7 protein-coding genes are annotated in these 11,706 nt (G+C 72.9%); 3 read left to right on the top strand and 4 right to left on the bottom strand.

The genetic code is table 11. From position 1 onward, the window contains the following. Positions 1-15: 15 nt before the first annotated feature. On the bottom strand, positions 16-1,674 hold the full coding sequence (locus ACZ7LB_RS23780; protein ID WP_471470934.1) for a stealth family protein: 1,659 nt from the start codon (positions 1,672-1,674) through the stop codon (positions 16-18). 423 nt (positions 1,675-2,097) lie between these two features. Between ACZ7LB_RS23780 and ACZ7LB_RS23775 the strand changes: the two genes are divergently transcribed. Next, positions 2,098-3,195, top strand: a complete 1,098-nt coding sequence (locus ACZ7LB_RS23775) for an LCP family protein (protein WP_471470933.1) — start codon at positions 2,098-2,100, stop codon at positions 3,193-3,195. Between the two features lie 864 nt (positions 3,196-4,059). Here ACZ7LB_RS23775 and ACZ7LB_RS23770 read toward each other — a convergent pair. Beyond that, positions 4,060-5,181 carry a PLL family lectin gene (locus ACZ7LB_RS23770; protein WP_471470932.1) on the bottom strand — a complete coding sequence of 374 codons (1,122 nt, stop codon included), beginning with the start codon at positions 5,179-5,181 and terminating at the stop codon, positions 4,060-4,062. 180 nt (positions 5,182-5,361) lie between these two features. Between ACZ7LB_RS23770 and ACZ7LB_RS23765 the strand changes: the two genes are divergently transcribed. Then, positions 5,362-5,760 carry a PIN domain-containing protein gene (locus ACZ7LB_RS23765; protein ID WP_471470931.1) on the top strand — a complete coding sequence of 133 codons (399 nt, stop codon included), beginning with the start codon at positions 5,362-5,364 and terminating at the stop codon, positions 5,758-5,760. Positions 5,761-5,919: 159 nt separating this feature from the next. On the opposite strand, the gene ACZ7LB_RS23760 is transcribed toward ACZ7LB_RS23765, so the two are convergent. Together ACZ7LB_RS23760 and dxs are read right to left on the bottom strand one after the other, a co-directional pair. Beyond that, on the bottom strand, positions 5,920-7,425 hold the full coding sequence (locus ACZ7LB_RS23760; protein ID WP_471470930.1) for an amino acid permease: 1,506 nt from the start codon (positions 7,423-7,425) through the stop codon (positions 5,920-5,922). 160 nt (positions 7,426-7,585) lie between these two features. Continuing rightward, positions 7,586-9,517 (bottom strand): 1-deoxy-D-xylulose-5-phosphate synthase, encoded by a 1,932-nt coding sequence (gene dxs / locus ACZ7LB_RS23755; protein WP_471470928.1) that lies wholly within the window; start codon positions 9,515-9,517, stop codon positions 7,586-7,588. 595 nt (positions 9,518-10,112) lie between these two features. Here dxs and ACZ7LB_RS23750 point away from each other — a divergent pair. Continuing rightward, the gene (locus tag ACZ7LB_RS23750) at positions 10,113-11,636 is read left to right on the top strand and encodes a chitinase (protein ID WP_471470926.1); all 1,524 of its coding nucleotides are present in this window, start codon (positions 10,113-10,115) and stop codon (positions 11,634-11,636) included. Positions 11,637-11,706 lie beyond the last annotated feature (70 nt).

Genomic DNA, 11,706 nt, shown 5'->3' with positions numbered 1-11,706 from the left:
GTCATGAACTCCGTCTCATCGTTCGTAGGGGCTGGGGGTGGGGAAGTAGGAGGTGAGGAAGCCGTCCAGCAGTTCCTGCTGGGCCTCGATGTCCTCCGGGGTGGAGAAGGCGTCGTTGAGACAGAAGGTGTCCTGGTCCCTGCCGTCGAGGAGTCTCTGGAGCCGGTCCCCCAGGTCCGGGACGGCCAGTTGGAGGTAGGTGAAGGGCATGGAGCCCGGCTGGGCCCGCCCGGTCAGCGCCGCGTAGTAGAGGGCGAACGACGAGGTCGGGGAGAGGTCCGTCATCGCCCGGAACCTGCTGGCCGAGGTGCGCGCCCAGGCCTCGGGGAACTCCCGCTCGGCCTCCTCCATCGCGCTGCGGCGCAGGGCGTAGGGGATGTGCTCCATGGGCTGGGTGATGACCTTGCCGAAGCGTCCGAGGAGCAGTTCCCGGTTGTTCTTGCAGGCCGCGTCGACCGGGGTGTCGGTCTCCACGACGGGGCCCTGGGGGATGCGGTTGCGCGAGGGGAAGTAGCGGGCCGTGCCGCTGGGGGTGAAGAAGGCGTGGGGGGCCACGGGGCGGCCCATGAACATGTCGTCGTTGAAGTACAGGAAGTGCTCGGCCAGGCCGTCGATGTGGTGGAGCTGGCTCTCGATGGAGTGCGAGTTGAAGGTCGGCAGGTCGGCGGGGTCGCGGAAGATCTCGCGGTGGGTGGTGATGCGCGCCCCCTCCAGGTCCTCCCGGAACCACGGCGGGACCTGGTCGTCGGTGACGATGTGGATGTCGCGTATCCAGGGCGCGAACAGGTGCAGGGAGCGGATCGAGTAGCGGAGCTCGTCGCGGCTGATGAAGCGGGCGTCGCTCGCGGACTCGGCGTGGTAGACCTCGCCCTTGGCCCGGGCCTTGCGCTCCTGCCAGGCGGGGTCGTTTCCGTCGACCCAGGTGTAGACGGCGTCGACGGGGAAAACGATGTCGTCGGCGCAGGGCACGAGGAACTCGGGCCGGGTGCGCAGGGCGGGAGCGAGGTGGCGCGGGGTCCAGTCCGAGACGAAACGGCTGAACAGCCGGGCGGCGCCGGTGACCTCGGGGCCGTCGGCGGTCACCGCCCAGGTGGCGCGGTTGGCGCGGGGGGCGACCAGATGGCCGCCGTCGCGCCGCCAGAACTCGACCGCGCAGCCGTACTCGTGGCCCAGCAGGAGGTGGCGGCCCTCGTCGGTGCGGTGCCAGCCGACCCGGACGACCCGGGCGGCGGTGACGTCGCGCCAGGCCCGGGGGTCCCGGGAGGAGACCGGCCGGGACGGCCGGGGGGCGTCGGGGTCGATGACGGCCAGGTGGCCCGGGTACTCGCCGAGACCCCGGAAGAGGGCCTGGAGCACCCGGTCCCGGTCCTCCTCGGCGACCCCGACGGCGGTGCCGTGGTCGGCGGTCCCGCGGACGGCGAAGTGGGCGACGCCCGCCGCGTCGAGCAGGGCGGTGACGGCCGAGCGGTTGGCCTCGCGGGCGGCGAGCGGGGTCAGCCCGGGCTCGACGTAGACGTCGCCGTGCTCGGCGGTGAGGGTGGTCGGCGCGGCGGCGGAGTAGCGGTCCTCGGCGGCGGGACCGGGCGGTGCCTCCTGGCTGACCGTGGGGCGGGCGGCGGTTTCGGGTGCCCCGGCCGCCTCACCGGCACCGAGGAACGCTCCACGCGACAGCACGGCCCCCACCCTCTCTCGCCCCGGCCGGTCCGGGAGGGGCGCTCGCGGCCGTGCGGCCCTCGCGTCCCCCCGCCCGCATCGCGGCCGTATCGGGTACCGGCCCTCGGCCGGCACGTTCACACGGACAATTCACCCTTCACGGGACCGGCACATTTTGGCCAGGGCCTGCAATAGCTGTCAACAGCAATCAGCCATGACTGAAAATACACGGCTCAACAATCTGCTGGTGAACAGCACCGGTCGGACCTGGTCCGGAACCGGTGCCCCGAGGAGCACAACCGTCCTTCCGGCCAGTCGGTCTATAGTTCGGACACGCCGCGGCGGCCATCACCGCGGCGGGGCCCGGCCTCTCCCCACTTCGTGCCCCGCGCCCACGTCCGGACCACGGCAGCGAGCCGAATCCACGAGAGAGGACCCGCACCCATGACGCACGCCCCGCCGGAAACGTCCCCCCGCCGGTCCCGGCGTGCCCCCTCGGGCCGCCGGGCGGCCCGCCCACCGCGGCGGCGACGGGTCTGGCGCTGGATCGTGCTCGGCCTGGTGCTCCTGCTCCTCGCCGTGGGCGGCGTCGGCTACTGGCTCTACAGCGGTCTCGACGGCAACATCAAGGGCGTCGACATCGACCGCGCGATCGGCGGGGACCGGCCCGAGAAGCTGCCCACCTCCGGCCAGAACGTGCTGATCCTGGGCTCCGACTCGCGCGCCGGGGACAACGCCGCGCTGAACACCGGCAAGGTGGCCGGGGCCCGCTCCGACACCGCGCTGGTGATGCACATCCCCGAGGGACGCCGGGAGGCCGTCGCGGTCAGCATCCCCCGCGACACCCTGGTGACCCGCCCGGAGTGCGCCGGCTCCGACGGCGGCCGGGTGCCCGCCAAGGAACGCGTCATGTTCAACTCCATCTACGCGCAGGTCGGTCCGGCCTGCGTGGTGAAGACGGTGGAGTCGATGTCCGGGGTCCGCATGGACCACTACGTCGAGATCGACTTCGCGGGCTTCAAGGGCCTGGTGGACGCGATAGGCGGGGTCACCGTCACCGTCGACCGGGACATCCACGACAAGTCCAGCGGCCTGGACCTCACCGCGGGCACCCACAAGCTGGACGGCACCGAGTCGCTGGCCTTCGTCCGCACCCGGCACGGCATCGGCGACGGCAGCGACCTGGGCCGCATCGGGCTCCAGCAGCAGTTCATGATCGCCCTGCTCGGCGAGATCAAGAAGCAGGACCTGCTGGGCAGTCCCGCCAAGACCTACCGCATCGCGGACACCCTGACCGCCGCGCTCACCACCGACTCCGAACTGGCCTCGCTGACCAAGCTGGCGGAGTTCGGCCGCAGCCTGAACGGCGTCGACCCGTCCACCATGGAGACGATCATGCTCCCGGTGGAGTACGACCGGATCGACCCGAACCGCGTGGTCGCCGCCGAACCGCAGGCCGGGCAGCTCTGGAAGGCCCTGCGCGAGGACGCGGAGATCCCCGAGTCGGCCAAGAAGTCCCCCGCCGGGGGCGGCACGTCCTGACCCTCGGGGTCCGCCCCGGTCCCCGTCCGCTCCCGCCCCGGGGCGGACACGGACGTGCCCGGGCGCGCCCGGGTGGGCGTGCCCGGGCCACGGGGTCGCCCCCGGGGGCGGCACACCCGGACACTGGGTCGCCCCCGGGGGCACGGCGCACCCGGACACGGGGGCGCCCCCATGGGGCGCGGCGCGCGCGGACACGGGGGCGCCCCCATGGGGCGCGGCGCGCGCGGACACGGGCGTCACCCGGACGCCGGGCGCTCCGGCACCCCCGCACTCCGCATCCCCGGGCGCCGCGGTGCGCCGTGCCCGCCGGAGGCGGGGCACGCGCCGGGACACGGAGTGCCGCCGGAGCACGGGACACGTACGCATGCCGGGCGCTCGGCCGTCGGGGCCTCCCGGCGGACGGGGCCGTGCGGGCGGCCGGGGCGTGCGGGCTGCCGGGTGTCCGGAGACCGGCCCCGTCGAGCCGCCCGGGACGTCGGCCACCGGCCCCGCCACGCGGCCCCGGACGGAACCCTCGCTCAGGCGGCGGCACCGCACAAGCGGAATCACCCCCCGGCCCCGGACATGTCACAGACCCTCAGTCGCCGCAGGCGATACCGGGCAGACACGAACCCGGCACCGGAAGAAGCGGAATCAGCGCAGGGAACCGGCGGACACCCAGCCCGGAGCGGACGGACCCGGCACCACGCACCCGGGGACGGCTCCGCGAACGGCACCCGGGGCCGCACCCTCGCCGTATCGCGAACCGCCCGCTCCGCCGAGCCGGGCATCCCCGACCGTGCGGTCCCGAGGACCCGCCCCGCATGGCCCGCAGGACCCGGCCGCGCGGTCCCGAGGACCCGGCCGGGCCCTCGGGACGGCCGGTCAGACCCGTACCGCGGGCTCCAGCGAGAGCCCCTGGCCGGGGCCCTGCCGGGACACCCTCAGCGCCCCGTCCGGCCCGATCACGGCCAGCACCACCCGGCCCAGGGCGTCCAGCGCCAGCGCCGGGTTCCCCTCGCACCGCTCACCGGTCGGGGACCACCACAGCCCCGCCTGCTCGTTCTCGGTCCCGCAGGCGGCGAGCATCACCTGCCCGTCCAGGGCCCGGTGGGCCAGCACCGTGCAGTCGTAGCCGTCCAGCCCCGCGCGCAGCACCGCGGCGGGACCGTCGGACGCGACGCCCCCCAACGGGATCACCCAGCCGCCGGGCCGGTGGGCGACGAGCTGTCCCGTCCCCTCGTCGGCCCAGTAGTACGTCGCCCGGTCCGGCGCGGTCTCCAGCGCCGAGACGGTCCCGGGGGCGATGCGCACGGGAATGGGCGGCTGCTCCCGGAACGCCCCGTCGGCCTTGTCCTGGAGCCACCGCATGGCCCGCTGCGCGCTGCCGGCCAGTGCCTCGACCCGGCCGGAGGCGTGCGCCAGCGCGGCGATGGCGCCCCGTACGTTGCTGCCCTTGATGTCGAGCCAGGGCTCCCACTTGCCCTTGGCGTCCTCCCGGCGGACCATCACCCCGCCGGCCGCGTTGGCGACCAGGACGTGGACCCGGCCGCTGGGGCCCACCGCGGCGACCGGCGGGCCCACCCGCGCGGCCTTCTCCCGGTCCTTGTGCGGACCGCCCACCGGGCGCCACTCGCTGACGGGCCGCCCGGTCTGGTACTGGAGGGCGTGGACGACGTCGACCGCGGGCGTGCCCTCGTCCCCGCGGACCCGGCGGCCCAGGAAGTGGACGTAGGCGTCGGGGCCCTGCGCGATCGAGACATGGCTCAGGCCGGGCGCGGGGAACGCCTCCGGGCCGGTCCACTCCGGGCCGCCCGGCCTGGTCTCGGTCCAGCGCAGCAGGGAGTCCCGGGTGCGGGCGTAGGCCGTGAGCCTGCCGTCCCTGCCGAGGACCAGCCAGCGTCCGTCGACGGTCGCCTCGGCCGCCGTACGGGCCGCGGTCGTGCCCTCGCCGCCCGGCACGGCCGCCGTTGCGCGGGCGGCGCCGCGCCCGGATCTGGTCCGCATCGCGTGACCTGCCCCTCTGCCGCTGACGCGACTGACCCGCCACCCTCCCGGACGACCGGTTTACGGGGAGGATGAGCGCCGACCATCATAGATCGAACGTTCGAGACACCCGCCGGGCCGGTCGGGTGCCCGCCCGGGCGGCCGTCCCGGCGGGGACGGCGGGCGTGCGACCCTGGCGGCATGGCCGACAGCAGCACCGCCCCGCTCGTGATCGTGGACGCCGCCAATGTGGTCGGGTCCGTGCCCGACGGCTGGTGGCGCGACCGGCGGGGCGCGGCGGAACGGCTGCGGGACCGGCTGGCGGCGGACGGGGTGCCCGGCCGGGAGGGGCCCCTGGAGATCGTGCTCGTGGTGGAGGGCGCCGCCCGCGGAGTGGCCCCGGTGCCGGGCGTACGGGTGGAGTCGGCGCCGGGCAGCGGGGACGACCGCATGGTGGAGCTGGTCGCCGGGGCCGCCCCGGACCGGCCCGTGCTGGTGGTGACGGCGGACCGGGAGCTGCGCCGCCGGGTGGCGGAGCTGGGCGCGGAGGTGGCCGGCCCCCGGACGGTGCGCCCGGCCCGACCCGGCCGAAACCCCTAGGGTCTTTCGTTTGGAATCAGGCCGGATCGGGCAGCGGGGTCCGGCGCCGTGCGTCGCGAGGCGGGGGAGGGAGTCGGGGCGGAGCCCTGGCGACCGACGACAACGCGGCGAGGTGCGGCTCCAGGGCCCGCGAGCCCGGCATGATCCAAACGAGAGGTCCTAGCGGGTGCCCCCGCCGGCCGCCGGGGTGTCCTCGCCGAGGGCCAGCCGGCTGTGGCTGCGGCTGTAGAGGAAGTAGACGAGGAAGCCGATCACCATCCAGATGCCGAAGCGGAGCCAGGTCTCGGCCGGCAGGTTCAGCATCAGCCAGAGCGAGGCGCACACCGACAGGGCCGGCAGCAGCGGCACCAGCGGGGTGCGGAAGGCCCGCGGCAGGTCGGGGCGGGTGCGGCGCAGGATGATCACGCTGATGGCGACCACGACGAAGGCGAAGAGGGTGCCGATGTTCACCAGTTCGGCCAGTTCGCTCAGGCTGGTGAAGCCCGCGACGATCGCGATGATCACGCCGAGCAGGACGGTCGGCCGGTACGGGGTGCGGAACCGCGGGTGGACATGGGAGAAGAAGCGGGGCAGCAGCCCGTCGCGGCTCATCGCGAAGAACACCCGGGTCTGGCCGAGCAGCAGGATCATGCAGACGGTGGTGAGGCCGACGGCGGCACCGAAGCTGATCACCCCGGCGTAGAAGGGGTGCCCGGTGGCCTTGAAGGCGTCGGCGAGCGGCGCATCGACGGAGAGGTCGCTGTAGTGCTGCATGCCGGTGACGACGATGGAGACCGCGACGTACAGGGTGGTGCAGATGAACAGGGAGCCGAGGATGCCGCGGGGCATGTCGCGCTGCGGGTTGCGGGTCTCCTCGGCGGCGGTGGCGACGATGTCGAAGCCGATGAAGGCGAAGAAGACCACCGAGGCGGCGGTGAAGATGCCCATCACGCCGAAGTTGGACGGCGCCCAGCCGAACATGAGCTGGATCAGCGGCGAGGTGAGGCCGCCGCCCGCCTCGACCGGCTCGGCCTTCGGGACGAAGGGGTCGTAGTTGGCGCCCTTGACGAAGAAGGCTCCGGCGACGATCACGATGAGGACGACGACCACCTTGATGGCGACGACGACCGAGGTGACCCGCGCGGACAGCTTCATGCCGAGCACGAGGATGCCGGTGAGCACCAGGACCAGGGCGGCGGCGAGGATGTCGAAGCCGAAGCCCTCGGCGCCGTCCCGGCCGGAGAGCGCCGCGGGCATCTGCCAGCCCGCGTTGTCCAGCAGCGAGCGGATGTAGCCGGACCAGCCGACGGCGACCACCGCCGTGCCGAGCGCGAACTCCAGGACGAGGTCCCAGCCGATGATCCAGGCGGGCAGTTCGCCCAGGGACGCGTAGGAGAAGGTGTACGCCGATCCGGCGACCGGGACGGTGGAGGCGAACTCGGCGTAGCAGAGGGCGGCGAGACCGCAGACGACGCCGGCCACCACGAACGACAGGGCGACGGCGGGACCCGCGTTGTTCTTGGCGACCGTGCCCGTCAGGACGAAGATGCCGGTGCCGATGATGACACCGACACCGAAGACCGTCAGATCCAGCGCGGAGAGGGATTTTCTGAGCGCGTGCTCGGGCTCCTCGGTGTCACGGATCGACTGTTCGATCTTCTTGGTCCGGAAGACGCTGCTGCTCACGGAAGACTCCCACGCTTGTCGTCCTCGACATGATCGAGAGGGGGCGTATCTGCGTATGCCCCGGCGTCGGCGTTTTCACGCGGATGGGCCGGTTCCGCCACTGCGACGAGTGGCGGGACCGGCCCATCCGGCCGTAAGGGGTGCGTCCGGTCGCGACCGGTCAGTCGCGGGCGGCCTCCACCGGCTCCGCCTGGGCGGCGGCGCGGTCGTAGCGGCCGTCGAGCTTGGCGACCAGGCCGGTGACCTGGCGGGCGATGTCGGGGGCGGTGAGCCCGATCTCGGCGAGCACCTCGGCCCGGGAGGCGTGGTCGAGGAAGCGCGGCGGGATGCCGAAGTCGCGCAGCGGCACGTCCACCCCGGCGTCCCGCAGGGCCTGGGCGACGGCGGAACCGACGCCGCCGACGCGGGAGTTGTCCTCGACGGTGACGACGACCCGGTGGCGGTCGGCGAGCGGGGCCATGGCCTCGTCGACGGGCTTGACCCAGCGGGGGTCGACGACGGTGGTGGAGATGCCCTGCTTGTCCAGCAGGTCGGCGACCTCCAGGCACATCGGGGCGAGCGCGCCGACGGAGACCAGGAGCACGTCGGGCGTCTCGGTGCCGGGGGCGCGCAGGACGTCCATGCCGCCGACGCGGCCCACGGCGGGGACGGCGGGGCCGACCGCGCCCTTGGAGAAGCGCACCACGGTCGGCGCGTCCTCGACGGCGATGGCCTCCCGGAGCTGGGCGCGGACCTGCTCGGCGTCGCGCGGGGCGGCGAGCCGCAGCCCGGGGACGACCTGGAGGATCGACATGTCCCACATGCCGTTGTGGGAGGCGCCGTCGGTGCCGGTGACACCGGCCCGGTCCAGGACGAAGGTGACGCCGCACCGGTGCAGGGCCACGTCCATCAGGACCTGGTCGAAGGCGCGGTTGAGGAAGGTGGCGTACACCGCGAAGACGGGGTGCACCCCGGCGTGGGCGAGGCCGGCGGCGGAGACCGCGCCGTGCTGCTCGGCGATGCCGACGTCGTAGACGCGCTCGGGGAAGGCCTTGGCGAACCTGTCCAGACCGACCGGCTGGAGCATGGCGGCGGTGATGGCGACGACGTCCTCGCGCTCCCGGCCGATCCGGACCATCTCGTCGCCGAAGACGGAGGTCCAGTCGGCGCCGGAGGTGGAGATGGGCAGGCCGGTGTCGGGGTGGATCCTGCCGACGGCGTGGAAGCGGTCGGCCTCGTCCTGGAGGGCGGGCTGGTAGCCGCGGCCCTTCTCGGTGAGGCAGTGCACGATGACCGGGCCGCCGAAGCGCTTGGCGCGGGTGAGCGCGGACTCCAGGGCCTCGATGTCGTGGCCGTCGATGGGGCCGACGTACTTGAGGCCGAGGTCCTCGAACATGCCCTGCGGGGCGATGAAGTCCTTCAGGCCCTTCTTGGCGCCGTGCAGGGTGTCGTAGAGGGGGCGGCCGACGACGGGGGTGCGCTCCAGGAGGTCCTTGGTGCGGGCCAGGAAGCGCTCGTAGCCGTCGGTGGTGCGCAGGGTGGCCAGGTGGTTGGCGAGACCGCCGATGGTGGGCGCGTAGGAGCGCTCGTTGTCGTTGACGACGATGACGAGGGGGCGGTCCTTGGCGGCGGCGATGTTGTTCAGCGCCTCCCAGGCCATGCCGCCGGTGAGCGCGCCGTCGCCGATGACCGCGACCACGTGGCGGTCGTCACGGCCGAGCACCTGGTTGGCCTTGGCGATGCCGTCGGCCCAGCCGAGGACGGTGGAGGCGTGGCTGTTCTCGATGACGTCGTGCTCGGACTCGGCCTGCGAGGGGTAGCCGGAGAGGCCGCCGCGCATCTTCAGCTTGGAGAAGTCCTGGCGTCCGGTGAGCAGCTTGTGCACGTAGGACTGGTGTCCGGTGTCCCAGAGGACCTTGTCGGCCGGGGACTCGAAGACCCGGTGGAGGGCGATGGTGAGTTCCACCACGCCCAGGTTGGGGCCGAGGTGGCCGCCGGTCTTGGAGACGGCGTCGACGAGGAAGGCGCGGATCTCCCCCGCCAGCCGGTTCAGCTCCTCCGGGCTGAGCCGGTCCAGATCGCGCGGTCCCGTGATGCGGGTCAGCAGCGGCACCCGTGCCTCCTTGCAGTAGAGCTGTTGCCGGGCCAGTCGAGTCTAATGTTCCGCTGCGGCGGAACGAGTCCGGACGGTGCGTTGTACATCACTCGTTCGGCTGTACCCAAGGGTGGCCTCTCCTACGTCACCCCGGGTCTTCTTTCCGGATAGTCGGTGCGTCCACGGCGAGGAGCTGAACGCCTACGTTCACTCAACGCAATGATTCGATCACATTGGTTCGAAAGTGACCATATGGCCACAGGCCGGGATGACGATCCGACGGATGGCCGCACTTGCGCCCGGACGCCCCTCCCGTCTCCGGCACCCACCGCGGCGAGGGCGCGGACGGCACGCCTCCGTCCGCGGGAGGAGGGCCGCCGCAGACCGGGGCCGCGCCCCCCGGAACGCCCCTTGGGAACCTCTTTACCCAGGTGGTCCAGTGCCGTGGACGGCACGTGACGCGGGCCGGAAACGGGTGCGGGAAACGAATTGGTCTAGTCCCTTTCTGGTCCAGACCATTGCGTGCGCCGGTTCCCCGACGATATTCCCGTAGTCATCAACGCCCCAGCACGGCATGGGAATTGATACACACCCCACACACACCGGGACTGACATGAGACGCATGCGCTCCTTCCGCGCCGCCCTGACCGCGGCCGCCACCACGGCGGCCGCCGTCGGCCTCGCGCTGACGGGCACGAACACGGCCCAGGCGGCGACCCCCCTGCCCGACCGGGTCTTCGCGCCCTACTTCGAGGCGTGGACGGGCGAGAGCCCCGCCGCGCTGTCCGCCCAGTCCGGCGCCAAGCACCTGACCATGGCGTTCCTGCAGACGGCCACCAAGGGCTCCTGCACGCCGTACTGGAACGGCGACAGCAGTATGCCGATCTCCCAGGCGACCTTCGGCCAGGACATCAAGACCATCCAGGCGGCCGGCGGCGACGTCATCCCGTCCTTCGGCGGCTACACCGCCGACACCACCGGCACCGAGATCGCCGACAGCTGCACCGACGTCGCGCAGATCGCCGAGGCGTACAAGAAGGTCATCACGACCTACGACGTCACCCGCCTCGACATGGACATCGAGATCGACGCGCTGGACAACACCGCGGGCATCGACCGCCGCAACAAGGCGATCAAGCAGGTCCAGGAGTGGGCCGCCGCCAGCGGACGCCCCCTGCAGATCTCGTACACCCTGCCGACGACCACCAGCGGTCTCGCGCAGAACGGTGTCGCCCTGCTGCGCAACGCCGTCTCCAACGGCACCAAGGTCGACGTCGTGAACCTCATGACCTTCGACTACTACGACAACCAGCAGCACGACATGGCCCGGGACACCCAGACCGCGGCCCAGGGCCTGCGCAACACCCTCGGCCAGCTCTACCCGGGCAAGACCGACAAGCAGCTCTGGGCGATGGTCGGCATCATCGAGATGATCGGTGTCGACGACTTCGGTCCGGCGGAGACCTTCACCCTGGCCAACGCCCGCACGGTCTACGACTGGGCGGTCGCCAAGGGCATCAACACCCTGTCCTTCTGGGCCCTGCAGCGCGACAACGGCTCCTGCGCGGGCAGCGCCGCCCGGGACGACTGCTCCGGCATCCAGCAGCAGACGTGGGACTTCTCCCGCATCTTCTCGCAGTTCACCGGCGGCTCCACCACGCCGGCCAACGACTTCTCCGTCGCCCTCACCCCGGCCTCCGGCTCGGTGACCGCGGGCTCCTCCGCCACCGCCACCGTGAAGACCGCGGTGACGGCGGGCACGGCGGAGAACGTCCAGCTCACCGTGAGCGGCGCCCCGGCCGGGGTCACCGCCTCGCTGAGCCCCGCGTCGGTCACCGCGGGCGGGTCCTCCACGCTCACCCTGGCCACCACCGCGCAGGCCGTCTCGGGCACCTACACCGTCACCGTCACGGGCACCAGCCCGTCCGGCAGCCACAGCGCCTCGTACACGCTGACGGTCACCGGCGGCAACGGCAACCAGTGCACCACGCCGCCGTGGTCCTCGGGCACCGTCTACACCGGCGGCCAGACCGTCTCCCACAAGGGCCACAACTGGAAGGCCAAGTGGTGGACGACCGCCGAGGAGCCCGGCACCACCGGCCAGTGGGGCGTGTGGCAGGACCTCGGCGCCTGCTGACCTCCCCCGGCACACCCCTCCTGCGGCCCTCCGCGGCCGGGCGGTCCTGATCCGGTCCCACCCCCGGGGG

Source organism: Streptomyces sp. NPDC107521 (assembly GCF_055598485.1).
This window is presented reverse-complemented; position numbering and strand designations above follow the sequence as displayed.